Source organism: Pseudomonas sp. 10S4 (assembly GCF_034344865.1).
Taxonomy (GTDB): domain Bacteria; phylum Pseudomonadota; class Gammaproteobacteria; order Pseudomonadales; family Pseudomonadaceae; genus Aquipseudomonas.
In genome coordinates this window covers 387,340-413,884 of record NZ_CP133774.1, presented here as the reverse complement: position 1 = coordinate 413,884, position 26,545 = coordinate 387,340, and the positions used below count along the sequence as shown (strand labels likewise).

Genomic DNA, 26,545 nt, shown 5'->3' with positions numbered 1-26,545 from the left:
TCTGTCAGGAACAACAGCCGCCCTGTAACTTCTTACAGTAGACGGCTCCCGCTCATGATTTTAGTTTGACAGACTCCTGAAACGGCGACGCAGCAAGGGACCAGCATGAAAGCCTTTTGGAAAGGATTCTCCACTTACACGGTGGTCGGGCTGGCCAATGCGATTATTCATTGGCAGCTATTCTTTGTGCTCACCACCGCTGCTGAATTCAGTCAGGCAGCCAGTAACTTTGCGGCGTTTTGCGTCGCTGCGTCGTTTTCGTTTTATGTGAATGCGCTGTACACCTTCGATGGCAAGGTGTCGCTGTACGGGTACTTGCTGCTTATTGGTTTTATGGGGGCGATGAGCTACGGCATCGGGCGTCTGGCTGATGAGTGGCGACTTCATGGAATGGTAACGGTGACGTCGTTTTCGTTATTGAGCCTGGTGTGCGGGTTCTTTTTTCGAAGTTCTTTGTGTTTCGTAGTGACGAAATATGAAGCGATCATTTATTTCCCTGCACTCAGGCACAGAAAGTACAGCTTGGCTGTTGATCATCCTGCTCGCATCCATGGTGCGTTTTCATAATATTAATCTTCCGTACTTCTGGACCGATGAAGCCTTTTCGGCGTTGGTGAGCGTTTTATCACCGCAGGCGATCTGGTTTCATATGGGGCATGAAGTGCATCCACCGCTTTATTTTCTGCTACTTCATTTATGGATTTCCGTTTTTGGCGACAGCGTCTTGGCCATTCGTTCGCTGAGTGCCGTGGCGGGTGTGGCAACGGTCGCTCTGGGGATGTGGTTGATGCGGATGATCAGCACGCCGAAAACGGCGCTGCTCGCCGGTCTTTTGATTGCGCTGTTGCCGATCTCCGTTCGTTACAGTCAAGAAGCGCGGATGTACACGCTGGAGGCCGTGTGGTTGTTGGGCGCCACGATTGCCCTGGTTTATTGGTTGAAGACTCCGCGCAATCGATATCTGGTGGTCTATGGGCTATTGATGACCGCCGCTCTGTATACCCACTACCTGGCGATTTTATGTGCGCTGTCTCACTTCCTGTATCTGGTGATGTTGAGGTTTGAACGGGACGAAACCCTGCACTACCTGTCGCGACCGATGCTGTGGGTGACCTACACAGGCATTTCCCTTCTTTACATCCCGTGGCTGATCAGCCTGGTGGATGAGGTCTTTGTCCACACCGAGCAGTTAAAGATCGGCGGCGATATTTTCTGGATTCCGGCACTGGCGCCTTACACCTTGCCTTCTTCGATCTGGAAGTTTTTAACGTTACGCAGTAACGAAGAGTTACCCGCGACGTTTTACCTGTTGCTTCCTATTCTGGTGGCGCTGGCTGCTGTCTGGGTGGCGATCAAGGAAAACGGTCGGTGGAAGTTCGGTTTTCTATTACTGATCTATACGCTTTTTCCGGTATTGGCCGTTGCCTTGATCTCGTTCAAGTTCCCGATGTTCGTCGAGCCTTACATGGTCTTTGCCGCCATGGGCATACCCATGATATTGGCGCTGGCCATCGCGAGAGTGGCGCGTCGACATTTAGTGCTGGCGATCGTTTTCGCCTGTGCGCTGGTGAGTATTCAGTGCGCGGGGTTGGCCACTCTTTATCAACAGCGTGATGAACTGGATGATCCGCGCAATGAAGCGAGCCATCCGCTGGACGACATGGTGGCGCGTATCAACGAGAGCGCCATTGCTGGCGACAGTATTGTCGTTGATGGCGGTTATTGGTGGTTGACCGTGGCGTACTACAGTCGCGCCGGGATTTCCCCTTGCTGTATGACCCCCCTATGGGTGACACCACCGACAACCGACCGAATGGCTATGGTGCGTCTACCTTGATTTATCAGGATCGTGACAAGGTCTTTCTCGAAGACCTTGGTCAGTTACCGACGAGTGTAAATCGGGTGTGGTGGATAACCGGAACGGCCTTGGTGGACGACAAAACCCGGTTTCCGGCCAATTGGAAGTGTTTGATTGTTGAGGATGCGGGGGATATGGAGTTGCGGCTTTATGCAGTTGGGCCTTTTTCAACGGATGCGGGACATGAGTGTTTAACTCATTAAGTTTCTGAAGTGTGCGGCTCAAAAGAAATGAGCCGCTGTACATAACATGGACTATTGCCAGATGAAATATTTTGCTGCTTATCGGGTCGAGCATCCTGGCTTTTTACTTGAAGCATCGGGCCTTGTTGCCATAGTGATCCTGGCGCTGATCGTGCGATTTCACGGTATTGCGGTGCCGTCAGTCTGGTATGACGAGGCCTTCAGTCTACTCATTTCAAAAGAAGAACCCGTGCAAATATGGGCTATTACTGCGTGGGACGTTCATCCACCGTTGTATTACATCCTGCTGCATTATTGGCTGATGATATTTGGTGATAATGCTGTTTCCGCCCGCTCGCTGAGCGTGGTGGCCGATGTCGTCACGCTGTTACTTTGCATTAAGTTGATGAGTCTGTTTACGACGCGCAAGGCAATGTGGATGGCGGCATTATTGTTGGCGTTGCTACCGATGTCAGTTCGCTACAGCCAGGAAATTCGTATGTATGCCCTGCTGGGGTTCTGGCTAATGGGGGCAACCGTAGCATTGGTGTGTTGGTGCCAGGCTCCAGATAGAACGCGCTTTGCGATTATCTATGTGTTGCTGATGACTGCCGCTTTCTATACGCATTACTTTGCGGCGCTGTGCGTCATGGTGCATTGGCTTTATTGGTGGCAGTCGCGAAGTATTTCAGGCGCAGGGCTGGCTGCTCGTTCATGGATATTGGCCAACGCTGCCATTGTCGTGTTGTTTGTGCCGTGGTTACCGTATGTCATCGATCAACTGAGAGCAGGCCCATCACTAGGCTGGATACCACCTGCGACTTGGCAATCGATATTGACCATCGTCTGGCAGTTCATGGTCATGAAAGGTCCGGTGACTGATTCGTCATTCTGGGGTGTTTTATCGACAGTTCTGATCATTATCTGTTCGGCAAGGATCTTGTTGAAGGATCGTATCAAGCCTCGTTTTAGTGTGTTGTTGGTCGGCTATTTTTTTGTGCCGGTTCTAACGGTCTTTTTGGTCGCCTTGTTCAAGCCGATATTTGTTCCCAGATACCTTGGGTTTGCGGCTGTCGGATTGCCGTTAATCATTGCGACTGCGCTAGCCTCCTGGTGGCCAGTACGACGAGCCCTTGTTATTGGGCTTATGGCGTTTTTTCTCATAGGGGAGATACAAGGCGTGTCGGCCATCTACGGGCAAACGGATGATTTGAATGGGAGTAGCGTGCGTAAGACCATGGGGCTGGAGGGGGTAGCGGCTCACATAAGCCGGGATGCTCGACCAGGCGACGAGATAGTGTTCGACAGTTTTTTTTGGTATCTCCCGTTTATGTACTACAACACAACAGGTATCCAGCCGAGGTTCTACATCAGGTCGGCACAGGAGATGCTCACTTTGCTGTCGCCCGGTCATGGTGCTCTGGCACTCATTCCACAGCGTTCGAAATGGATGTTTTTCCATGATGTTGCTGTACTGAAACAGGGTGAGAGGAGAGTCTGGTGGGTCACTGATCTGCCTCATTCAGCCGATGAGGAGTTGTTTGGCAAGGACTGGAGATACGTACAAGGCTTCAAGGACCGCAAGATTGAAGCCCGTCTGTACGTCCTCGACTCAACGGCCACCCCCACGGAGGATGGCGTTCAAGAAGGTCTTACGCAGCAACAACCTCACTCGGCTCAAAACTATCCGCCCGCGCCATCTGCCACATCCGCGAGTAAAACTCGCCATTCACTTCCCCGGTGAGCAATTCCCCCGGTTTCAAAAACACATGCAACTGCGAGAACAATTTGATCTCGGTCGCCGACATGCGCCGCACCAGATGCTTGGCCGACAACTGCGAAGGATGTTCCAAACCCGCCGCCGCCAGCATTTCCGCCAGAGCCTTCAACGTATTGCGATGGAAGTTGAACACCCGCTGAGCCTTGTCCGGAACCACCAGCGCACGTTGGCGCAGGGTGTCCTGGGTGGCGACGCCGGTCGGGCATTTGTTGGTGTGGCAGCTTTGCGACTGGATGCAGCCGATGGCGAACATGAAGCCCCGGGCGGAGTTGGCCCAGTCGGCGCCGATGGCCAGGACGCTGGCGATGTCGAAGGCGCTGACGATTTTGCCGCTGGCGCCGAGTTTGATCTTGTCCCGCAGGTTCAGGCCCACCAGCGTGTTGTGGACGAACAACAGGCCTTCGCGCATTGGCACACCGATGTGGTCGGTGAATTCCACGGGCGCAGCGCCGGTGCCGCCTTCTTTGCCGTCGACGACAATAAAGTCCGGGAGAATGCCGGTTTCCAGCATGGCCTTGGCGATGCCCATGAATTCCCACGGGTGACCCAGGCAGAACTTGAAGCCCACCGGTTTGCCGCCGGACAGTTCACGCAGTTGCTGGATGAAATGCATCAGTTCGATCGGCGTGGAAAACGCGCTGTGGCGTGACGGCGAGATGCAGTCTTCGCCCATCATGATGCCGCGGGTTTCGGCGATTTCCTTGGTGACCTTGTGCTTGGGCAAGATGCCGCCGTGGCCGGGTTTCGCGCCTTGGCTCATTTTGATTTCGATCATCCGCACTTGCGGGGTTTGTGCCTGGGCGGCGAAGCGTTCCGGGTCGAAGCGGCCGTCGGCGGTGCGGCAGCCGAAGTAGCCGCTGCCCAGTTCCCACGTCAGATCGCCGCCGTTTTCCCGGTGATAGGCACTGATGCTGCCTTCACCGGTGTCGTGGGCGAAGTTGCCGAGCTTGGCACCCTGGTTCAATGCGCGAATGGCATTGGCGCTCAGAGAGCCGAAGCTCATGGCCGAGATGTTGAACACCGAGGCCGAGTACGGCTGGGTGCACTGCGGGCCGCCAACCATTACCCGGAAACTGCTCGGGTCGCTCAATGGTGCCGGGCGCATCGAGTGGCCGATGAACTCGAAACCTGACTGATAGACGTCGATCAGCGTGCCGAACGGTTTGTCGGCGCTTTCGTTTTTGGCCCGTGAATAGACCAGCGAACGCTGGGCCCGGGAGAAGGGCAGGGCGTCGCTATCGGATTCGAGCAGGTATTGGCGGATTTCCGGGCGAATGCCTTCTACCAGATAACGAATGTTGCCGAGGATCGGGTAATTTCGGCGCACCGCGTGGGGGCTTTGCATCAGGTCGAAGATGCCGACCAGGCTGAGGATGCCGGTGACGGCTGTGATCGGCCAGAGCCAGTCGTGCTCCAGAAAGGGCAGGCTGGCGAGGGTGAATATCACGCAGACGGCAAAGAAGGCGTAGCGGCTCAGGAGTGACAGGCTCATACGGTTTCCCTGGGTTCGGACTCGGTCATTGTTTGGCAATGCTGCATCTTGCTTTTTGTGGCGAGGGAGCTCTGTGGTGAGGGGCTTGCCCCGTTGGAGTGCGAAGCACTCCCAGCATTCCTTCAGGCAACCGCATCAATTGGTTTCACGACTGCTTCGCAGCCGAACGGGGGCGAGCCCCCTCGCCACAATGGTTTTGCCCGAAATTACGGTTAACCATTTCAGGCATTCTGCGCCTGGAGAAATATCGAAAACAGCTCGGATTGGGATTTGATCCCCAGCTTGCTGTACATGTGTTTCTTATGGACTTTCACGGTTTCGACGGAGATTTCCAGCTTACGGGCGATTTCTTTACTGGAGCAACCGCTGAGCATCAATCGCCCGACATCCAGCTCCCGAGCGGTCAACTGCGCACCTTTGAGTTGCTGCACCGAGGCTTCCAGCTGTACCCGCCAGTCGACCTGCGGTGGTGCCGGCGCCAGGGCCACGACTTCGTTGATTTCATAGGGCAGGCGCTGGCGTAACAAACCCAGCACCCACGGCTGGATCAGCGACAGCAACGCAATCTGCTGGCCACTGAAGCGCTGCTTGCTGCCCAGCGACAGGCACAGCGTGCGGTCGCCTTCGAGTTGGCAATTGAACTGGATTTCGTCGGCCACCACATTCAGACGAAAGTAGCGCTGGTAATACTCGGTCAGCTCGAAGTGCTCGGGGGCCACTTCCGACAGGCGATAGAGCCCGGTGCGCGATTGTTCGCGGCAGGCGATGTAGAACGGGTCGAGCAGGTACAAACCGCGCAGGTAATCCTGGAACAACTGATCGGGGCTGCCGTCCTCGCCCGGGCATTCGGCGAACACCAGCGGGTGCTGATCGGCGCTGAAAAGCAGCGCCACCCAGCTGTCGAAGGTCACGTATTGATCCAGCAACCGGACAAGCTGCGTCCAGAAATTGGGCTTGTCGAGGGCGTCGATCAGTTGCCCCACCGAGCGGTGCCAGGCGATGTCATCCAGCGAGAGTGTCATACATCTACCCCTATCGGGTTACCCCAGCCGCGTAATTCCCTGGCCGGTTGCTTGCTGCGCATACTGGCGCACAGACACCGACCGGGCAATCTTTCTGCATCCCCGGCGCACATAACAAGGAATACCCATGAAGGTCGAACTCGCCCAATTGGCGGGCCGTGACAACGACACGGCTTACAACCTCGAACGCGCACTGGCGGCGATTGCTGCCTGCGCCGTCGACACGCAACTGATCATGTTCCCTGAAGGCCACTTGATGGGCTTTGCGTCGGAAGAGACCGCGGCCCAGGTCGCCGAAGCGCTGGATGGCCCGACCGTCAGCGCGGTGATTGATGCGGCCCGCGAACGCAAGGTTGCGGTGGTCGTCGGCATGGCCGAGAACGACAACGGCCGGTTCTACAACACCACGCTGCTGATTACCCCCGAAGGCATTGCCCTGCGCTATCGCAAGACGCATTTGTGGGCGTCGGATCGCGGCGTCTACGAGGCCGGTGATCGCTACGCCACTTGTCTGTGGAACGGGGTGCGGGTCGGCCTGCTGATTTGCTACGACATCGAATTCCCCGAAACCGCCCGCGCTTTGGCGCAACTGGGCGCTGAGCTGCTGCTGGTGACCAACGGCAACATGGACCCGTACGGCCCGACTCACCGTACCGCGATCATGGCTCGCGCCCAGGAAAACCAGGCGTTTGCGCTGATGGTCAACCGGGTGGAAGCGGGTGATGGCGGCTTGTTGTTTGCCGGCGGCAGCGCGTTGGTGGATCCGCTGGGCGCGTTGCTGTTCGAGGCCGGGCGGGAGGAGGGACAGTTTACGGTTGAACTGGACCTGAATCAGTTGACGGCGGCTCGGCAGGATTATCGCTACCTGGACGATCAGCGGCTGAAGTTGCCCGGGGAGATTGTTGAGCATGCTTCGGGATTGCGGGAGCTGCTGATTCCTTCGAACTGATCCGGATTCTGTGTCGATTGGACTGACGCTTTCGCGAGCAAGCCCGCTCCCACAGGGGATCTTCAGCGGACATGCAATTTGTGAACGACATAAATCAAATGTGGGAGCGGGCTTGCTCGCGAAGAGGCCCTGACAGACGACACACCTGCTGGACCGTTGAACCCAGAACAACAAAGCAACACCCGTAACTTGCGCCGAACTCGGCTCTGCCATAAATCTAATAAATTCGGAGTAGTCGCTCATGGCTCGTTTGCAACGCACCCTGTCATTGGGTTCGGTGGTGCTGTTTGGCATCGCCTACATGACGCCGATCATTGTGCTCGGCACCTTTGGCATTCTCGCTCAATCCACCGCCGGCATGGTTCCGGCCGCTTATCTGGCGGCGCTGGTGGCGATGTTCTTCACCGCCATGAGCTACGGGCGCATGGCCGCCGCGTTCCCGGTCGCTGGCTCGGCCTACAGTTATGTGCGCAAAGCCATCAGCCCGAAACTCGGGTTCATCGCCGGTTGGGCCGTGTTGCTCGACTACCTGTTCCTGCCGATGGCGATCTGGCTGATCGGCGCCGCTTACCTCAACTCCGCGTTCCCGGCGGTGCCGCAGTGGATCTGGGTGTTGGCGTTTATCGGCATCACCAGCGCGATCAACATCGTCGGCCTGAAGCTGGCCAACGGCATCAACGCCTTGCTGATGCTGGTGCAAGCGCTGGTGCTGATTGCCTTCGTCGTGCTGTGTATCCATTACATCGGCGGCGATGCGAGCACACCGCTATGGACGGTCAAACCATTCTTCAACGGCGACATGCAGATGCCGCTGATCATGAGCGGCGCAGCCATCGCCTGCTACTCATTCCTCGGCTTTGACGCGGTCAGTACCCTGACCGAAGAAACCCGCGACCCGCGCCGCACCATCCCACGGGCGATCATGCTGATTACCCTGATCGGCGGCTTGATATTTGTCGGTGTGTCGTACTTCGTGCAGATCGCCCATCCGGCGTTCCAGTTCGATAACGTCGACTCGGCGGCCTATGAGATTGCCCGCAACATTGGCGGCGACTTGTTTGTGTCGATCTTCCTGATCGGCCTGATCGTCGGCCAGTTCGCCTCGGGTCTGTCGGCCCAGGCCAGCGGTTCGCGGTTGCTGTTCGCCATGGGCCGCGACGGTGTGTTGCCCAAGTCGTTCTTCGGCACCTTGCATGAGAAGTTCGGCACGCCGGTCAACAGCATTTTGCTGTGTGCAGTGGTGGCCTTGCTGGCGCTGAAACTGGACGTGGCAACCTCGACATCGTTCATCAACTTCGGCGCCTTCCTGGCCTTCAGCCTGGTGAACCTGTCGGTGATCTTCCATTACTGGATCGCTGGCGAGAAGAAAGGCCCGCGTGAACTGGTGCTGTTCCTGGTGTTCCCGTTCATTGGGTTGGTTGCGGACCTGTGGCTGATGGTCAGCCTCGATCACCTGGCGATTTACCTTGGCCTGAGCTGGCTGGCGATTGGCGTGGTGTACCTGGCCGTGCTCACCGGCGGGTTCCGTCGTCAGCCACCGGAAATGGATTTCCAGGAAGCCACATAAACCCAACCTGTTGCATGACCCTGTGGGAGCGAGCTTGCTCGCGATTGGGCCGTGTCAGTCAACATTTATAGTGACTGACATACCGCTATCGCGAGCAAGCTCGCACACATTTGATTTGTGTTTTCCACATTTAATCGGGGTTCAGGCAGCGGCTTTGGTTTGGTGCACCGGCAACTCGACTCTGAAGGTTGTGCCAGCGCCGACTTCACTGCGCACCGAAATATCCCCGTGATGTTTTTTCACGATCCCGTACGACAGTGACAACCCAAGCCCGGTGCCTTGGCCAATCGGTTTGGTGGTGAAAAACGGGTCGAATATCTTCTGCAAGCACTGCGGCTCAATGCCAGACCCGGTATCGGCAACTTCAATCCAGACGGTTTCCCCCTCAAGCCCGGTACGCAGGGTGATGACTCCGCGTTCCGGCCCGATAGCCTGCGAGGCGTTGACGATCAGGTTCATGATCACCTGGTTGATTTGCGACGGCAGGCACTCGATCTCCGGCAGCACCTGATACTCCTTCACCACGTCGGCCTTGTACTTGAGTTCGTTGGCGACGATGTTCAGGGTCGATTCGATGCCTTGTTGCAGATTGGCCCACTGCCATTCCTGGCTGGAATCCACCCGGGAGAAATCCTTCAGGTCCTTGACGATCTGCCCGACCCGGCTGATGCCGTCCTTGGACTCTTTGATCAGCAGCGGAATGTCCTCACGCAGGAACTCCAGCTCGACGCGTTCGCGCAGCACATTAAGCCGCTCGATCACCTCGGGTGAAGTAATCGACGCTTCGGCTCCTCGATACGCATCGAGCATTTCCTGCAGTTGTTTGAAGTAGCCGTCCAGACAGCCGAGGTTGGAAGAAATGAAACCGATAGGGTTGTTGATTTCATGGGCGACACCGGCGGCCAGTTGCCCCAGCGAAGCGAGTTTTTCCGATTGCACCAGTTGCGATTCAAGCTGTTTGCGTTCGTCGATTTCCCGTTGCAGTTCCACGCTGGCCTCTTTGAACTGCCGGGTCCGGCGCTCAACCATCTGCCCCAAATGGTCCATCTGCACGCTGGCCCGCTCGGTCATGTCCCATTTGGTCAGCAGGGTATTGGCCATCTGCTGGACTTCAATATTGTCGAACGGTTTTTTCAGGATCAGTAGCCGGTCATGGGCCTGCAAACGGTCCAGCAGTTCATCCCACGAATAATCAGAGTAGGCGGTACACACCACCACTTGCAGGCGCGGGTCTTCCTGCCACAGGTATTCGATGGTTTGTGCACCGTCCCAGCCGTCGGGCATGCGCATGTCGACGAAGGCCATGGCGTAGGGACGGTTTTCCTTCAGGGCGAATTTAAGCTTGCCCAGGCCTTCCTGGCCGCCGAACGCCGAGTCCAGTTCGAACAATGCGCTGGCGGATTTCGCTGCGGCGCCGAACAGTGCGGCCTCCATCTCATCCAGTTCCACGTGTTGCACCGGGTTCGGGGTGAGGATCTTGCGAAAGTCCACGTGGATGGACGGTGTGTCATCGATCAACAAAATGCGTCGATTCGAAGGTTCGCTCATGCGTCACCTGCTACGGTTTTCAGGGGGATCTGCAAGGTGAACTGTGCGCCTTTGCCCGGCCCGTCGCTGTGGGCGGTCAAGTGTCCGTTCATCTCGATGGCGGCCAGGGCGCAGCTGTGCAGGCCGAAGCCGTGGCCTTCCTTGCGGGTGGTAAAACCGTGGGCGAAGATCCGTGTCATGTTCTCCTCCGGGATCCCTTCACCGTCGTCCTTGACGCTGACTTGCAGGGTGGCGTCGTCGACGATTTTCACCCCCAGGGTCATCTGGCGCGGGCGGTTGCTCAGGTCGGACATCGCGTATTTGGCGTTGCTGATCAGGTTGATCAGAATCAGCAGCAGCCGATGCTTGTCGCCCATCACCCGCGGCACTTCGCTGTACTCCTTGACCACCGTGACATGGTGCCGGGTCAGGGCGCCGGAGTTCATGCGCAGGGCGTCCTCCAGCAGTTCGCTGATGTGCAGCGGCTCCATCAGGCTGTTGGCGCCTGCGTAGGACTGCTGGGTGGCGACGATGTCCTTGATGTGGTCCACGCTTTTGGTCAGTTGCGCCAACTCGTCGGTCATGCCCTGTTGTTCGAGGGCAATGGCGTCCACCAGTTGATTAAGGTAACCGGGCAGCAATTTACCCTTTGCATCCTCGGTTAGAAAACTGCCCAGGTCCGTCGGGTGCTCGTTGATCAATTGCATCGCCTTGCCCAGCCCCAGGGCCTTGCTGCTGCGCAGTTTGCGGGTGACCAGATCGGCGGAGATGTTCACGCTGTTGAGCACGTTGCCGACGTTGTGCAGCACGTTGGTGGCGATCTCGGCCATGCCGGCCTGGCGCGCGGTGTCGAGCAGTTCGCTCTGGGTATCCTTGAGTTCCTGGGTGCGTTCTTCGACGCGTATCTCCAGCTCTTCGTTGGCGGTTTGCAGGGCTTTGTTGACGCGATTGATCTCGGTGAAGCTGCGCATCAAGCGAATCGCCAGGTACACCAGCACCAGCACCAGCACCAGCACCAGCATGTATAAGTGATAGCGCTGATAAACCGCGTCGGCCTGTTGCTGATCCTTGTTCAACAGGCCGGTGATGTCGTCCAGGCGTTCGGCCACGGGAACGGCTTCAATGTTGTCCAGCAGCCGGTTGACGATCGGTTGTTCGCGCAGGATCAGTGCGATGTGGTTGCTCAAAATGTCGATCGGCTCGTGGAACGGCTCCGGCAGCCGCGTTTTGTTCACCCCCAGTTTGTTCAGGCCTACCAGAATGTCGGCGGCCCTGTCGTCAGAGGTGACCTGGGCAAATTCCAGGCTGCTGAGCAGCAGGTCATAGGTGTCGGTGGCGATGTTCTGCAGTTGCAGTTTGTCGCCATCCACCAGTTCGGCCAGGGGTTGCTGGATGTCGTCCTCGGCAGTGGGCAAAAACGCCAGGGAGTTGCGCAGCACCGCGTTGTGGGATTTGAACTGTTCCACCAGCCGGGTCTTTTCCTGGATGGCGGCCAGGTAGGCGTCATGGCTGGTTTTCCACATGGCCGCGTCATTGCGCCCGTGGCCCGACTCCATGCTGTCGAACCGCTCCCACAGCTGCGTCATCTCGGTCAGCGGTGTGACCAGCGGATCGTAGTTGTGATAGATGGTGATCCGGGCCTTGAGAATCTCGGTTTCCCATTGCGCGTTGAGCTGTTTCATCCGGCCGATCAAATCCCGGGAATCGGTGTAAGTCGAGGTCTGGTCGGAGCTGGATTTGAGGTACAGGAACAACAGGATCGAGGCCAGGGCCAGCGCCACAAAACTCAGCAAGGCCATGCTGCGACGTCGCGACATTTTCATAGCGGCTTGCCCTCCCATTCACCGGTCAGGGTCTTGAGGAACAGGATGATCAGTGCCTTGTCTTCGGCCGAAGGCACACGGCCGAGCTGGTACTTGAACATCACATCTACTGCCTCTTCGAGGGTTTTCGCCGAGGCGTCGTGGAAGTACGGTGCGGTCACGGCGACGTTACGCAAACTCGGGACCTTGAACACGTTGCGGTCCTCTTCATCCTTGGTCACCAGGTATCGTCCCAGGTCGGACTCGGTGAGGTTGCCCCGGGCCTGGAAGTAATCGCCCATGACCCCGAATTTCTGGAACATGTTGCCGCCGATGTTCACCCCTTGATGACAGGAAATGCAGCCGTAATCCTTGAAGCGCAGATAACCGTACTTTTCGTCGAGGGTGAGAATGTCGGTGTTGCCCAGCAGGTATTGATCAAAGCGCGAGTTGGCGCTGAGCAGCGTGCGCTCGTAGCTGGCCAGGGCGTTTTGCACATTGCCCATGGTCACGCCGTCCGGGTAGGCATTGGCGAACGCGGTTTTATAGGTCGGGTCGGTGGCCAGCGTCTGCACCACGTGCTCCCAGTTGCTGCCCATTTCGCTGGGGCTCTGCACCACTTCGTGGACCTGGGTTTCCAGGGTGTCGGCCCGGCCATTCCAGAACTGACGGAAGTTCAGGGTGGCGTTGAACACCGAGGGGGTGTTCATGGCGACCGGTTGGCCGTTGAAACCGATGGAAAACGGTTTGTTGTCGGCGCCGCCGGTTTCCAGACGATGGCAGGTGGCGCAGGACAGGCTGCCATTGACCGACAAGCGCGGCTCATTGAACAACTGCCGACCGAGTTCGACCCGCAGCGGATTTTGCTGTGGCGCGGCGGGTAACGGTTTGAGCGGTTCGTCCAGCGGAGCGCCGGTGGCGGTCAGGGAGATCGCCAACAATAAAATCGCAAGCAAGTGGGCACGATAGGGCGACATCGGTTATTTCCTTGGCGGTTGGCCTGTGTGTCGTGGCGCGTCGCTTATGTCTGGGCAGATGGAAGTGGTTTCACTGACATCAAATAATGTGCAAACGCATCCGGTGCCACAGCTTTGCTGAAGTAATAGCCCTGGCCTTCCTCGCAGTGGTGAGCCTTGAGGAAATCCAGCTGTTCGAGGGTCTCCACGCCTTCAGCGATAACGGTCAGTTTGAGGCTCTTGCCCAGGCTGATGATGGCGTTGACGAGGGCGGCATCACTGCTGTCGCGGCTCAAGCCGCGAATGAACGACTGGTCGATTTTCAGCACGTCGATGGGAAACCGTCGCAGGTAGCTCAGGCTGGAATAACCGGTACCGAAGTCATCGATGGCCAGTCGCACGCCCAAGGCCTTGATCCGGTTCAGGGCGGTCACGGTGGCGTCGATGTTCTGCATCAACACCCCTTCAGTGATTTCCAGCTCCAGCAGCGTCGGATCCATACCGGTCTGCTTCAGTATCTGTTCGATGACATCGACAAAGTCGCGCTGCCGGAAGTCGATGGCCGACACGTTCACCGAGATGCAGATTTTCGGCAGCCCGGCCTCTTGCCAGATACACGCCTGCCGACAGGCCTGGGCCATCACCCATTTGGTCAGCGGCACAATCAAGCCGCTGTCTTCGGCCACGGCGATGAAATCCGATGGGTAGACCCAGCCTTGCCCGGGTTTTTTCCAGCGGATCAGCGCTTCGGCGCCGACCACCTGGCCACTGCTCAGGTCCATTTTTGGTTGGTAATGCAGCACAAATTCATTGCGTTCCAGGGCCAGGCGAATGCCCGATTCAATGCTCTGTTGTTCCCGGGCACGCTGGTTCATTTCGTCAATGAAAAAGCTGAAATCGTTCGGGCCGTTTTCCTTGACGTTGCGCATCGCGGTTTCGGCTTTCTTGATCAGCACGATGGCGTCCAGGCCATCCTCGGGGTAAATGCTGATCCCCAGGCTGGCGGTGACGCTCAGGTCGTGGCCGGCGATATGCTGGGGAGTACGGATGGCATTCAAGAGTTTTTCGGCGATGCCCTTGGTCTGCTGTGGATGGCGAACGTCCGCCAGGATCACCACGAACTCATCGGAGCCGTAGCGAAACACCGAGTCGGACTCGCGCACGCTCGCCACCAGGCTCTGCCCGACCCGTTTGAGCATCTCGTCACCGGCCGGATGCCCCAGGGCATTGTTGATGCGCTTGAAACGGTCCAGCCCGAGAAACATCACCGCCAGTTGTCTGTCATGGCGCCGGGACAAGGCCAGGGACTGGTTCAAACGGTCACCGAGCAAGGTGCTGTTGGGCAACTCGGTGAGGACGTCGTACTGCAACAAGTGCGAGACCTTGAGCAGTTCGTGCACCCGGGCCTCGATGGTCTGTTCCAGGCTCAGCACTTTATTCGCGGCGTCCTGGGCCATCTGCCATTTCCAGGTCATGGCGCTGGCCATCTGACGGATTTCCAGGCTGTCGAAAGGCTTTTTCAGCACCAGCAACTGGTCGCCGAATTCGAGCCGCTCGGCCATGGCCTCCCAGCTGTAGTCCGAATAAGCGGTGCACAGCGCGATTTGCAGGTGCGGGTCGGCTTTCCACAGTTGTTCGATGGTTTCCAGCCCGTCCCAGCCCGGCGGCATGCGCATGTCGGTGAACGCCAAGGCATACGGGCGACCTTCGGAGCGGGCGCGCTTGACCAGTTCCAGGGCTTCCTGGCCCTGGTAAGCGGAATCGAGCTCAAAGGTCAGCCGGTCGGGCGGCAGGGTGCCGAACAGCGCTTCCTCAGTACCGGCCAGGTCTTGTTCCCCTTCGGCGTCGGGGTCGAGGATTTTGCGGAAGTCATGATGAATCGACGGCGTGTCGTCGATGATCAGGATGCGCCGGTTGGTCCGAACGAAAGGCGACTTCATCCGTTTTCCTCCGTGGAACGCCGGGGATCGTCCTGGGTGCGGTCGCTGTCAGTGCCCGAGGGCACGATGCTGCCGGCCTTCAGCAGCTCGGCGGCCTGTTGGCTGCTGACCGCTTTGCTGAAGAAGTAGCCCTGAGCGTTCATCGGTGAACCGGTGGCCATCAGCGAACTGCGTTGCTCCTGGGTTTCGACGCCCTCGGCGATGATGCCGATCCCTACCTCACGGGCAAAATTGATGATGGCCCGCAAGGTGTTCGCGCTGGCCGGGTCCTGAGCGGCAGTGTCGATAAACGCCTGGGCAAGTTTCAGGTGATTGACCTGGTAGGTCTTGAGGTAATCGAAGGAGGAATAGCCGGTGCCGAAGTCGTCGATGGCGATGCGGATGCACCCCCAGCTCCCGCAGCCGTGGTCAGCACATCGTTGTGGGTCCACTTGGTCTGGGCCAGGGTCGCTTCAGTGACATCGAAGCGCAGGTCCCACGGGCACAGTTCCCAGCGCGCAGTGGTGCGCAGCACGTCATAGATCAGTTCCGGCCCGCTCTTGAGCTGGGCCAGGGACAGCTTGATCGCGATCACCGGGGGCGCCATGCCTTCGTCGCGCCACTGGCGCATCTGTCGGCAGGCTTGATCCAGCACCCAGTGGCCAAGGGCGACGATAGTCCCGGTTTTTTCGGCGGCCGGCAGGAACGCCGGGCCTTCGAGAATCCCGCGGGTGGGATGGTTCCAGGTGACCTGGGCTTCCATGCCGAGGATCTTGCCGGTGCTCAGGTCCACTTCCGGCCAGTAATGCAGTTCGAGTTCTTCGTGTTCGATGGCGGTTTTCAGTTCGCTGGCGATGGTCATGCGCTCGACCACTTCCTGATTGATCTCCTCGGAATGGAAGTGGTACTGGTTGCGACCCTGCTCCTTGGAGCGATAGAGCGCCATGTCGGCTTGGGTCAACAGGCTGTCGGCGCTGAGGATTTCCGCGGTGCAACTGCTGATGCCGATGCTGACCGAGGCCCGGACATCGTTGCCGGCCAAGGAATAGGGCTGCATCAGCGCATCGCGGACCTTCACCGCCAGCGCCGCAGACTGGGTCGGGTCGCTGACATCAAGTTGCAGGATGGCGAACTCGTCACCACCGAGCCGGGCGACCACGTCGTTTTCGCGCACACAGGCCTTGATCCGCCGGGCCACCTCTTGCAGCAACAAGTCGCCGACCGCGTGGGACGAGGGCGTCGTTGATGCGCTTGAAGTGATCCAGGTCCAGGTAAAAATCGCGAAGGCGGCCGCCCCTCGACGCGCCGCCGCGAATGCCTGATGCAGCCGTTCGATCAGGGTCGCGCGATTGGCCAGCCCGGTCAGCCCGTCGGTGCGGGCCAGCAGGGCGATTTTTTCTTCGGCCAGTCGGCGTTCAGTAATGTCGAGGATGATGCCTTCGACTTCCAGTAACCGACCTTCAGCGTCGCGCACCGGGATATAGCGGTTTTCGACCCAGCGCCAGGCACCGTCGCCAGTGCGCATGCGAAATTCGATGGAGGCGCCCTCGGCATGGCGGTCCAGCACCCGTGCCATGGCGAGGTCGACCTTCGGCAGGTCGTCGGGGTGAATCAGCTCTTTGGACCAATTGGCCGACGCCACCAGTTTGGCCGCGATGTGACCGTACTTGGTGATGTTGTGCGAGATGTACATCAACGGAAACGATGGCTCGCCGCGCAGCCGATACAGGATCGTCGGGCTGTTTTGCACGATGATGTTGGCGTCGGACAGCTCCAGAGTGCGTTCTTCGACCGCTTGTTCGAGCAGCGACATTTTCAGCGCGGCGTCTTCGGTCATCTGCCATTTTGCGGTGAGCGCACTGGCCATCTGACGGATTTCGATGGCATCGAAGGGCTTTTTCAGGATCAGCAGGCGATCGCCCAGTTCCAGGCGTTCGTCGATGTCTTCCCAGGAATAGTCGGAATACGCTGTGCACAGCGCCACTTGCAGCTTGGGGTCGACTTGCCACAGCCGTTCGATGGTTTCCAGGCCGTCCCAGCCCGGTGGCATGCGCATGTCGATGAACGCCATGGCGTAGGGCAGGTCGTTGGCCAGTGCGTTTTCGACCATGTTCAGGGCTTCAAGGCCTTGAAACGCGGAATCGAGCACAAAGCTTTGCAACGTGATGGCAGCCGTTGATCCGAAAAGCGCTCTTTCGGTACTGTCCAGATCGTCGTCCTCGATTGACTGAGGGCTGAGGATCTTTTCGAAATCCCTATGGATCGTGGCGGTATCGTCAACGATGAGAATTCGCCGGTTGACCCGTGCAAGTAGCGTACTCATAGGGAGACGCCTGGGCCGACAGCGGTTCGAAACGGTCTGTTCATAGGGGCATCCTTTCCCTGATCACCTGGCCGAACGGTTACAGATTTGTGGATCCGAGTTCGCTGAGCATAGTCCCCTTACCCGGAGTTCGCTTGTGTGTATCAGGGAAATGAAATACCGAGAGTTCCTGAAAATCATCTAGCCTGTAGGTCAGGCTCCGGCAAGAGTGGATGTTTGTCGCCGCCTGACATAACGCAAGGCCCTGTTTCACTCGAGGTGACGCCATGGAAGAGCAACTCCCTACGAATTTGACCGATAAACCCAAGGTGTTGCTGGTCGACGACGAAGAATCAATCCTCAACAGCCTGCGTCGGCTGTTGCGCGGCCAACCCTACGAGGTGCTGCTGGCCACCAGCGGTGCCCAGGCGCTGGAGATCATGGCGCAACACAGCATCAATCTGGTGATGACCGATGCGCGCATGCCCAACATGGATGGCGCCACCTTGCTGGCGCACATCCATCAGATTTACCCGACGACTACGCGTATCTTGCTCACGGGTTACGCGGACCTGCCGACGATCATCAAGGCCATTAATGACGGGCAGATTCACCGCTACATCAGCAAGCCCTGGAACGACGAGGAAATGCTCCTGACCCTGCGCCAGGCCCTGGACCATCAGCATTCCGAGCGCGAACGTGTGCGCCTGGTGCAACTGACCCGGCAACAGAACGATCAGTTGAAAACCCTCAATTCCACCCTGGAAAAACATGTCGCGGCGCGCACTTGCGAGTTGCAACAGACCGCCGACATGCTCGACCTGGCCTATGAAGAGCTCAAACACAGCTATGTCACGGGCACCGAGGTGTTCTCGCTGCTGGCTAACTTGCGCCTGCCGCCGGCCAAGCAGACCAACCGCCAGATCATCGAACTGGTGCGGGTGTACTGCAAACTCCATGGGCTGGACGAAGGCACCAGCCGCGACCTCACCATGGCTGCCGCGCTCTACAACATCGGCAAGCTGAGCTGGACCGACAGCATGATGATCACGCCGTCGGACATGCTCCATCACATTGACCGCGACCGTTATCGCGAGTACCCGAAGCAGAGCGAGTCGCTGCTGATGACCCTCGACCCGATGAAGGATGCCGCCCGTCTGATCCTGCACCACCAGGAGCGCTGGGACGGCAGCGGGTTCCCTGACCGACTCAAGGGGAGGCGATTCCGTTCGGTTCGCGGTTATTGAAACTGGCGGTGGATTTCATTGAATTGCAGCGCGGGTTGATCCTTGAACGGCAGATGAACAGCGACGAAGCGCTGGTGTATATCCGCAGCTATACCGGGCGTCTCTACGATCCCGAACTGGTGGAGGATTTCATCCACGTCTGCGCCGCGTACCTGAGCGATGTGACGTTAGCCGACCCTTCGGTCAAAGTGCTGAATACGCGGGATCTGGCGGCGGGGATGATCCTGGCGCGCAACCTCAACGCCGACAACGGCATGTTGCTGCTCAATGCCGGCAAGGTGCTGAATGCACCGCTGGTGGACAAATTGATCGCCTTCGAAACCATGGAAGGCGCCAAATACAGCGTCTTCGTAAAAGTGCCGGAGGAAGTCGAAGCCCTGTTGGAGCGCGCTATTTCGTAGACGCGAGGCATTGCTGTAATGCCCGACAATGAACCTGTGGCCAGACGGCTGTTGTGGCGAGGGAGCTTGCTCCCGCTGGACTGCGCAGCAGTCCCCAGCTTTTCAGGGCCGCTTCGCAGCCCAGCGGGAGCAAGCTCCCTCGCCACAGGCAAGCCCCCTCGCCACAGGTAATCTCCCTCATCACAGGTTATTCTTGCGCCTTTTAACCAAGGCCAACCCCCATCCATGACCCTTTCAGTCGCTGCCTCGCCCCGCATCATCCGTATCGCTGCGGCCCTGTTGATCGGTTCCGATGGCCGCACGTTGCTTGTGCGCAAACGCGACACCGAGGCGTTCATGCAGCCGGGCGGCCAGATCGAAGCCCATGAGCAACCGGCCCACGCCCTGGCCCGGGAGCTGGAAGAAGAGTTGGGCCTGGTCGTCGACCCGGCGCAGGCCACCTATCTGGGACAGTTTTCGGCACCGGCCGCCAACGAGCCGGGTTTTGTCGTGCAGGCCGAGTTGTTCTTGCTACGCATCGATTCAGACGTCTCGCCGGCGGCAGAGATCGAAGAGGTACGCTGGATCGATCCGGCTACCGACGGCAACCTTACGCTGGCGCCATTGACACGGGACGTGATCCTGCCGTTTTATCGAGCCTCGTTGACCACGATCGCCTGATCAAAACAGGACCAAAGGGCTGCCCCATGATCCCGCTCCAAGACTTGCTGATTTTCGCCGCCGCTGCATTGCTGATGGTCCTGACGCCGGGGCCGAACATGATCTACCTGATCTCCCGTTCGATCTGCCAGGGGCGCAAGGCCGGCGTCACCTCATTGCTTGGCGTGGTGGCGGGGTTCTTCGTGCATTTGTTCGCTGCCGCGGCCGGTTTGACCGCGGTGTTTCTGGCCGTGCCAATGGCCTATGAAGTACTGAAATGGGCCGGCGCCCTATATCTGGTGTGGCTGGCCTGGCAGGCAGTTAAGCCCGGTGCTCGCTCGCCGTTCGAGGCCCAGCAATTGCCGCCGGATTCGTCGCGCAAACTGATCACCATGGGCTTTCTCACCAGCGCCCTGAATCCGAAGATCGCGGTGTTTTACCTGTCGGTGTTCCCGCAGTTCATCAGCCCGGAACATGGCTCGGTGTTTACCCAAAGCATTATTCTTGGCCTGACCCAGATCAGCGTGAGTTTCTGCGTGAACCTGCTGATTGCATTGTTCGCCGCCGGGATCGCCTCGTGGTTCGTCAAGAACCCGACCTGGCTCGCGGTGCAGCGTTATTTCATGGGGTTTGTGCTGTCGGCACTGGCCGTGCGGCTGATGTTTGAACAACGTAAGGCGGCTTGACCATGTGGATCGAACGACTGGATGCCAGCCATGCCCTGAACTATCGGGCGTTGATGCTTGAAGCCTACGACCTGCATCCGCAAGCGTTCACTTCCAGCGGACGCGAGCGCGCCACGATGCCGTTGAGCTGGTGGGAATCGCGGTTGACCAGCAAACTCGACGCGGTGTTTGGCGCGTTCGAGGATAGCCAGTTGGCCGGCATCGTCGGCCTGGCCTTCGAACCCCGGGAAAAGGCCCGGCACAAGGCGACGTTGTTTGGCATGTACGTGTCTGGCACAGTCCGCCAGCGCGGGCTCGGCTTTCAACTGGTGCAGGCGGCGTTGGCTGAAGCGCAAAACCATCCGGGCCTGAGGCTGATCCAGTTGACCGTTACCGCTGGCAACGAAGCCGCGTTCAAGTTGTATCAACGCTGCGGCTTCATCCAGTACGGTTTAGAACCGTTGGCGGTGCGGGTGGGCGAGGAGTACTTCGACAAGATCCATATGTGGCGAGAAGTCTGACACCCCGACAATCCCCTGTGGGAGCGGGCTTGCTCGCGAATGCGGTCTAACATTCAACATTGATGTTGGCTGACACACCGCTTTCGCGAGCAAGCCCGCTCCAATATTTGATCGCATTTCAGGTCGATAACGATTAGCGAACCGCGCTAACCCCATCCAGCGTCGAGAATGACGTGTCCTTTGCCGTCAGCAAAAAATCGCGCATATACGGCGCGTCCAGCATGTCGGCGCGAATCCCGGCGTACAACGTCGCAAACAACCCTTTCTCGCCCAGCCGCTTGGCCTTCACGTAACCCCGTGAGCTGTATTCATGCAGCGCCCAATGCGGCATGCCGCACACGCCGCGACCGCTGGCCACCAGTTGCATCATCATCACCGTCAGTTCCGAGGTCCGGACCTGTGCCGGTTCGACGTCCGCCGGTTCCAGAAACCGCGTGAAGATGTCCAGCCGATCCCGCTCAACCGGGTAAGTGATCAAGGTTTCCGTGAGCAAATCTTCCGGCACGATATAAGCCTTGTTCGCCAACCGGTGCTGATTGGCCACCGCGAGCATTGCTTCATAGGTGAACAACGGCACATAGGTGATCCCGGCCAGTTCCAGCGGATCGGAGGTCACCACCAGATCCAGATCGCCACGGGCCAGGGCCGGCAGCGGGGCGAAGGAGAAGCCCGAGGCCAGGTCCAGTTCGACTTCCGGCCAGGCATCGCGGAACTGGTCGATGGTCGGCATCAGCCACTGGAAGCAACTGTGGCACTCGATCGCCATGTGCAGGCGCCCGGCGGTGCCGCCGGCCAGTCGCGCGATGTCGCGCTCGGCGCCACGCAGCAGCGGCAGGGTCGCGTCGGCCAGTTGCAGCAGGCGCAAACCGGCGCTGGTGAAACGCACCGGTTTGGTCTTGCGCACGAACAACGGCATGCCCATACGCTCCTCCAGTTCCTTGAACTGGTGAGACAGGGCCGACTGGGTCAGGTGCAGGCGATCAGCCGCATCCACCAGGCTATCGGCTTCGCGCAAGGCGTGCAGGGTCTTCAGGTGACGGATTTCAAGCACCGGGGGCTCCATGAGGAAAACTTGTGATGAACACGAAAAGGTTGAGTTTGTCTCATGTTGGGTTGACTGTCGACAATAGCGCCATGTTTTCACAACCTCTTTCACAGGAAGAAACACACCATGGCCCTGGCCCACACACTTGGTTTCCCGCGCATCGGCGCTGACCGCGAACTCAAAAAAGCCCTCGAATCCTACTGGAAGGGCGATCTCGATCAGGACTCGCTGAAAAGCGTCGGCCGCCAATTGCGCGCCACCCACTGGCAATTGCAGAAAGACGCCGGCATCGACCTGCTGCCGGTGGGCGACTTCGCCTGGTACGACCAGGTGCTGAGCCATTCCCTGGCCTTCGGCGTGGTTCCCGAGCGTTTCGACAGCACGCTGGGTGCCAGCGGCCAGCCGACCCTCGACACCCTGTTCGCCATGGCCCGTGGCGCCACGGCTAACTGCTGCGGCGGCGACCACACCAAAGCGCAATACGCCCAAGAGCTGACCAAGTGGTTCGACACCAACTACCACTATCTGGTCCCGGAGTTCAGCGCGGATCAGCCGTTCAAACTGAGCTGGGAACAACTGTTCGACGAAGTCGAGGAAGCCAAGGCCCTGGGCCACAACGTCAAACCCGTCATCATTGGCCCTTTGACTTACCTGTGGCTGGGCAAAGGCAAATCCAAGGGCGGTGGCAACGACTTCGACAAGCTCGAACTGTTGGAACGCCTGTTGCCGGTCTACAACGAAATCCTCAACCGCCTCGCTGAACAAGGCGTGGAATGGGTGCAGATCGATGAACCGATCCTGACCCTCGATCTGCCGCAAGCCTGGAAAAGTGCCTTCGAACGCGCCTATCACATCCTTCAATATTCGCCGCTGAAAAAACTCGTGGCGACTTACTTCAGCGGCCTGGAAGATAATCTCGGCCTGGCCGTCAGCCTGCCGGTGCAAGGTTTGCACATCGACGCGGTACGGGCGCCGGATCAACTTGGCCAAGTGCTGGATCGCCTGCCGACCTACAAGATTTTGTCGGTGGGCCTGGTCAACGGTCGCAACATCTGGCGCTGCGAACTGGAGCAAGTGCTCGCGCAACTGCAACCGGCGCAAGAGCGTTTTGGCGACAACCTGTGGGTCAGCAGTTCCTGCTCGTTACTGCACAGCCCGGTGGACGTGGAGCGCGAAGACAAACTAGACCCGGAACTGAAATCCTGGCTGGCCTTCGCTGTGCAGAAGTGTGGCGAAATCGCCGTCCTGCGCGATGCCCTCAACGATCCGCAATCACCCAAGGTACAAGCCGCATTGGTCGAGAGTCGTGCGATTCAAGCCAGTCGTGCCCAGTCGCCGCGCATCCACAAAGTCGAAGTCCAGGCCCGAATCGCCGCCATCGGCGCCAAAGACAGCCAACGCCATTCGCCGTTTACCAAGCGCATCGAACAGCAGCGCGCACGCCTGCAATTGCCGGCGTTCCCGACCACCACCATCGGCTCGTTCCCGCAGACTGGCTCCATCCGTCTCGCTCGCCAAGCCTTCAAGCAAGGCAAGCTCTCGGCCAACGATTACACCGACGCCATGCACAGCGAAATCCGCCACGCGGTGCAAGTCCAGGAACGCCTGGGCCTGGACGTGCTGGTGCACGGTGAAGCCGAGCGCAACGACATGGTCGCAGTACTTCGCCGAGCAACCTCGACGGCTACCTGTTCACCCGTTTCGGTTGGGTGCAGAGCTATGGTTCGCGCTGTGTGAAACCGGCGATTATCTACGGCGACCTCAGCCGTCCGACCGCCATGACGGTCGACTGGATCACTTATGCGCAGAGCCTGACCGACAAAGTCATGAAAGGCATGCTCACCGGTCCCGTGACCATGCTGATGTGGTCGTTCCCGCGCGAAGACGTGTCGCGCAAAATCCAGGCGCAGCAATTGGCCTTGGCCCTGCGCGATGAAGTGGTGGATCTGGAAAACGCCGGCATCAAAATCGTCCAGATCGACGAAGCCGCGTTCCGCGAAGGCTTGCCGCTGCGCCGGGCGCAATGGCAGGAATATCTGGACTGGGCGGTGGAAGCGTTCCGTTTGAGCGCCAGCGGTGTGCGGGATGAAACGCAGATTCATACGCACATGTGCTACAGCGAATTCAACGACGTGATCGAGTCCATCGCGGCCATGGACGCCGACGTGATCACCATCGAAACCTCGCGTTCGGGCATGGAATTGCTCAAGGCCTTCGAAGCGTTCGACTACCCGAACGATATCGGCCCGGGCGTGTATGACATCCACTCACCACGGGTGCCGGACACGGCTGAGATGGTCAAGTTGATGAGCAAAGCGGTGAAGCGGATTCCGGCTGAGCGGCTGTGGGTGAATCCGGATTGTGGGTTGAAAACTCGCGCATGGCCGGAGACCGAGGCGGCGCTGGTGAACATGGTGGCGGCGGCGCGGCAGTTGCGCAGTCAGTTGGCGTAAGGTTCAGCGGCGCCTGCTCTGGCGCCTTCGCGAGCAAGCCCGCTCCCACATTGGATCTTTTGCGAACAAAGCATTTGTGATCACTGAAGGTCCAATGTGGGAGCGGGCTTGCTCGCGAAGAACGATAACGCGGTCTCAAAAATGACCACTTGGCAATCTTCATCAAACTGTCACGCCACTGAGCCCTCAAAACCCGTTGACCGATCTCCGGTCAGCGGGAATTGAGGCCTTAGTTGACCCGCTGGATTTGAATCCAGGGAATGATCCAGTCATTGCCTGTGCCGGTGGCCAGAACATTGGAGATCATCAGTCTGTCGCTGGGGCTGGTCGGGATGAAATTCAGCGTGTAATACCGGGCATCGGGATGGTTGATGGTTAGGTTTGGGCTCGTGGCGCCGTTAGTTCTCAAGGTCACTATCGGTACCGCGTAGTCTTGCGGGAATCGTGCGAAATTGACGGTGAAGTAGTAAGTCTTGCCGGGCGTCAAATTGTTGAAGTCCTTGTACAGGACGACCCCCGCTGAGTTATTGGTGTTGGTGTTGTTGAACAGTACGTATTGGTTGATGTTGAACTGGGCTAGGAAGATGAAACGCAGGTCATTTGGCTGAGCCGCCGGCCCTTGCTGCCAGCCGTTGTAGGCCGGATTGACGAAGTTTGTAATTTCGAGCACAAGCCCTTCCAGCACCGTGAACGCTCGTGGCCCAGAGACCAGGTCGCTACCATCGGTGGTTCGTGCCGTGAGGGTATGAGTGGTCACGTTGAATGTTCGTGCCGGGACCGTCCAGATCCCGCTGTCATCGACCGGGAACCGACCGAGGGGGCGCCGTTATCCAATACCTCCACCTCTTCCCCCGCTTCGGCCGTACCGCTGATGCTCAGCGTGCGGTAATACGTTGATCCCCGATCGCCAACCACCGCTCCACCGGCCGTCACGCTGGTGATTTCCGGTGTTTCACTCGAGTCATGAACGATGAGCGTCAACTCCCGTGATGGCAGCTGCCGGATACCCCGGATAAACAGGTAACTCACGATCACCACCCGGCCTCTGTTGGCCTTGATAAAGGCGGTGCTCAAGGGGAAGTCGGCCAGACCGTTGTCGTCCAGTTCCACCGGAGTGAACGCCGGGGAGCCGTCCCCGGGAGCGCCCCGAACAATCAATTGGACCTCATCGCCTGGGCGGAACCCCGGAACGCTGACCCGCCCCCTGGCCCCTTGCGGGTTGTCTTTGGGCTCAAGCACGCCGCCGGGTGCGACGATCACCTCGGGCGGTGGCAAGTCCGGTACGCCGACGCCAATAACCCGCGCGGTGGCAATTTTCGAGTTGGCAATGAAGACGCCGTTTCTGGATTGCACATAGCTGCCAGTCACCCCCGTCCGGAGATGACCAGGTTATTGGGCACCAGCAGTGGCAACGGCAAGGGGATGCCGAACTGGCCGGTCACTGTCCCTGACACCGCGAAGTCAGGGCTGGGAGGGCTGCTGTATTTGGCGTCGATCGTGTCGCCAATCACAAACTGCGGGGCGGCGGCCCTGACCAGCATGATCAGGTCTTCGCTGCCCATCTGTTCCAGGTCGATAAGGGTTGAATCCGTGTCGTTCGAGTTGTCGAAAAACACCGGAGCCGGGCGCCGCACACCCGCGAGATCGACATCGATAAAGATAGGCGCCGAGAACGGGTCGGACGGGTCCGCGCCGTTGGTGATCTGGTCATGTACGGTGTAACTGAACACAAATTCCGGGCTGTCGCCGGCATCCTTGAAGTTTTGCGCAATCAATTTGCGCACAATGCACAGGGGCGTGCTTTCACCGAACTCTGGGGCCTCGCTCGGCAAGACCGTGAAGTGCAGAGTAGAGGTCCCCAGTCGCAGCTCGATGATGTCGTAAGCCCGGCAGTAGGGGTAGCAAAAGCTCACCTCGACATCCTGCAACGCCCGAGCGGCATCCAGGCCATTGTCGATGATGTCTTGCGGCAATTTCAGTTGCAGTTCGGAGTGTCCTGGCTCGGTGTCGAGGTCTTTGTTACCCGGGCGGATTTCGTTGTACAAGATACTCAATGGCGGCTCGGAAAAATCGGCATTTCCGCCGACCCGACTGACGATGGCGACAAGAAAATTGACGGCATACGGGTTGAGCTGATGATTGGGGATTTTCATCAGATGCCGAGCATTCTCTTCGCCGTCTGCAACGATGAGGGTATCGACAATGTTATCGTTGAGAA

The 26,545-nt window shown here is 58.6% G+C and carries 21 protein-coding genes and 2 pseudogenes; 11 read left to right on the top strand and 12 right to left on the bottom strand.

The genetic code is table 11. The annotated features are described in order from the left end of the window. Window positions 1-105 precede the first annotated feature (105 nt). The 4 genes from RHM58_RS01965 (at window position 106) to RHM58_RS01950 (ending at window position 3,784) form a co-directional block, all read left to right on the top strand. Window positions 106-567, top strand: coding sequence for a GtrA family protein (locus tag RHM58_RS01965; protein WP_322269541.1), 462 nt, complete (start codon window positions 106-108; stop codon window positions 565-567). Beyond that, a complete protein-coding gene (locus RHM58_RS01960) occupies window positions 530-1,837 on the top strand; it encodes a glycosyltransferase family 39 protein (RefSeq protein WP_322269540.1) in 1,308 nt (435 codons plus the stop codon). Before RHM58_RS01965 ends, RHM58_RS01960 begins: the two co-directional genes overlap by 38 nt. After that, the gene (locus tag RHM58_RS01955; protein ID WP_322269539.1) at window positions 1,834-2,061 is read left to right on the top strand and encodes a hypothetical protein; all 228 of its coding nucleotides are present in this window, start codon (window positions 1,834-1,836) and stop codon (window positions 2,059-2,061) included. Before RHM58_RS01960 ends, RHM58_RS01955 begins: the two co-directional genes overlap by 4 nt. A 61-nt stretch (window positions 2,062-2,122) precedes the next feature. Then, window positions 2,123-3,784: a glycosyltransferase family 39 protein gene (locus RHM58_RS01950; protein WP_322269538.1), complete on the top strand. Its 1,662-nt coding sequence runs from the start codon at window positions 2,123-2,125 to the stop codon at window positions 3,782-3,784. Here RHM58_RS01950 and RHM58_RS01945 read toward each other — a convergent pair. Both RHM58_RS01945 and RHM58_RS01940 read right to left on the bottom strand, forming a co-directional pair. Further along, complete coding sequence (locus RHM58_RS01945; protein ID WP_322269537.1) at window positions 3,693-5,312, bottom strand: FMN-binding glutamate synthase family protein; 1,620 nt, start codon at window positions 5,310-5,312, stop codon at window positions 3,693-3,695. The genes RHM58_RS01950 and RHM58_RS01945 overlap by 92 nt on opposite strands. Before the next feature lie 221 nt (window positions 5,313-5,533). Beyond that, the gene (locus tag RHM58_RS01940) at window positions 5,534-6,334 is read right to left on the bottom strand and encodes a helix-turn-helix transcriptional regulator (protein ID WP_201256382.1); all 801 of its coding nucleotides are present in this window, start codon (window positions 6,332-6,334) and stop codon (window positions 5,534-5,536) included. A gap of 127 nt (window positions 6,335-6,461) precedes the next feature. Here RHM58_RS01940 and RHM58_RS01935 point away from each other — a divergent pair, with 127 nt between their 5' ends. Further along, window positions 6,462-7,283, top strand: coding sequence for a carbon-nitrogen hydrolase family protein (locus RHM58_RS01935; protein ID WP_322269535.1), 822 nt, complete (start codon window positions 6,462-6,464; stop codon window positions 7,281-7,283). A gap of 241 nt (window positions 7,284-7,524) precedes the next feature. Next, entirely contained in the window at window positions 7,525-8,850 is a 1,326-nt protein-coding gene (locus tag RHM58_RS01930; RefSeq protein ID WP_322269534.1) for an APC family permease, read from the top strand. A 141-nt stretch (window positions 8,851-8,991) separates the two neighbouring features. Here the strand turns inward: RHM58_RS01930 and RHM58_RS01925 are convergent, their stop codons facing one another. From RHM58_RS01925 to RHM58_RS01900, 6 genes are read right to left on the bottom strand one after another with little or no spacing between them, the layout of a single operon-like run. Further along, window positions 8,992-10,398, bottom strand: coding sequence for an ATP-binding protein (locus RHM58_RS01925; protein WP_201256385.1), 1,407 nt, complete (start codon window positions 10,396-10,398; stop codon window positions 8,992-8,994). Next, window positions 10,395-12,200: a DAHL domain-containing protein gene (locus RHM58_RS01920; RefSeq protein WP_322269533.1), complete on the bottom strand. Its 1,806-nt coding sequence runs from the start codon at window positions 12,198-12,200 to the stop codon at window positions 10,395-10,397. Before RHM58_RS01920 ends, RHM58_RS01925 begins: the two co-directional genes overlap by 4 nt. Then, window positions 12,197-13,156, bottom strand: a complete 960-nt coding sequence (locus RHM58_RS01915) for a cytochrome-c peroxidase (RefSeq protein WP_322269532.1) — start codon at window positions 13,154-13,156, stop codon at window positions 12,197-12,199. Before RHM58_RS01915 ends, RHM58_RS01920 begins: the two co-directional genes overlap by 4 nt. A gap of 44 nt (window positions 13,157-13,200) precedes the next feature. Beyond that, window positions 13,201-15,075, bottom strand: coding sequence for an EAL domain-containing protein (locus RHM58_RS01910; protein ID WP_201256388.1), 1,875 nt, complete (start codon window positions 15,073-15,075; stop codon window positions 13,201-13,203). Beyond that, window positions 15,072-15,446 (bottom strand): EAL domain-containing protein, encoded by a 375-nt coding sequence (locus tag RHM58_RS01905; protein WP_322270802.1) that lies wholly within the window; start codon window positions 15,444-15,446, stop codon window positions 15,072-15,074. The genes RHM58_RS01910 and RHM58_RS01905 overlap by 4 nt, the downstream gene beginning before the upstream one ends. After that, window positions 15,380-17,377 (bottom strand): putative bifunctional diguanylate cyclase/phosphodiesterase, encoded by a 1,998-nt coding sequence (locus tag RHM58_RS01900; protein ID WP_322269531.1) that lies wholly within the window; start codon window positions 17,375-17,377, stop codon window positions 15,380-15,382. The genes RHM58_RS01905 and RHM58_RS01900 overlap by 67 nt, the downstream gene beginning before the upstream one ends. Window positions 17,378-17,643: 266 nt before the next feature. Between RHM58_RS01900 and RHM58_RS01895 the strand changes: the two are divergent. The 4 genes and pseudogenes from RHM58_RS01895 (at window position 17,644) to RHM58_RS01880 (ending at window position 20,829) form a co-directional block, all read left to right on the top strand. Then, window positions 17,644-19,004 (top strand): annotated as a pseudogene (locus tag RHM58_RS01895) (HD domain-containing phosphohydrolase). A gap of 225 nt (window positions 19,005-19,229) precedes the next feature. Next, on the top strand, window positions 19,230-19,664 hold the full coding sequence (locus RHM58_RS01890) for an NUDIX hydrolase (RefSeq protein WP_322269530.1): 435 nt from the start codon (window positions 19,230-19,232) through the stop codon (window positions 19,662-19,664). A 26-nt stretch (window positions 19,665-19,690) separates the two neighbouring features. Beyond that, a complete protein-coding gene (locus RHM58_RS01885; protein ID WP_201206359.1) occupies window positions 19,691-20,329 on the top strand; it encodes a LysE family translocator in 639 nt (212 codons plus the stop codon). 2 nt (window positions 20,330-20,331) lie between these two features. Beyond that, the gene (locus tag RHM58_RS01880; RefSeq protein WP_322269529.1) at window positions 20,332-20,829 is read left to right on the top strand and encodes a GNAT family N-acetyltransferase; all 498 of its coding nucleotides are present in this window, start codon (window positions 20,332-20,334) and stop codon (window positions 20,827-20,829) included. Between the two features lie 133 nt (window positions 20,830-20,962). Here RHM58_RS01880 and metR read toward each other — a convergent pair whose 3' ends face one another. Further along, window positions 20,963-21,880, bottom strand: coding sequence for a transcriptional regulator MetR (gene metR, locus RHM58_RS01875; protein ID WP_123515140.1), 918 nt, complete (start codon window positions 21,878-21,880; stop codon window positions 20,963-20,965). A gap of 120 nt (window positions 21,881-22,000) precedes the next feature. Between metR and metE the strand changes: the two are divergent. Further along, window positions 22,001-24,327 (top strand): annotated as a pseudogene (gene metE / locus RHM58_RS01870) (5-methyltetrahydropteroyltriglutamate--homocysteine S-methyltransferase). 229 nt (window positions 24,328-24,556) lie between these two features. On the opposite strand, the gene RHM58_RS01865 reads toward metE, so the two are convergent. The 3 genes from RHM58_RS01865 to RHM58_RS01855 are packed head-to-tail and all read right to left on the bottom strand — an operon-like array spanning window position 24,557 to window position 26,480. Then, entirely contained in the window at window positions 24,557-25,084 is a 528-nt protein-coding gene (locus RHM58_RS01865; protein WP_322269528.1) for a hypothetical protein, read from the bottom strand. Beyond that, entirely contained in the window at window positions 25,081-25,680 is a 600-nt protein-coding gene (locus RHM58_RS01860; protein ID WP_322269526.1) for a hypothetical protein, read from the bottom strand. Before RHM58_RS01860 ends, RHM58_RS01865 begins: the two co-directional genes overlap by 4 nt. An 11-nt stretch (window positions 25,681-25,691) precedes the next feature. Beyond that, window positions 25,692-26,480 (bottom strand): hypothetical protein, encoded by a 789-nt coding sequence (locus RHM58_RS01855; RefSeq protein ID WP_322269524.1) that lies wholly within the window; start codon window positions 26,478-26,480, stop codon window positions 25,692-25,694. Window positions 26,481-26,545: the final 65 nt, after the last annotated feature.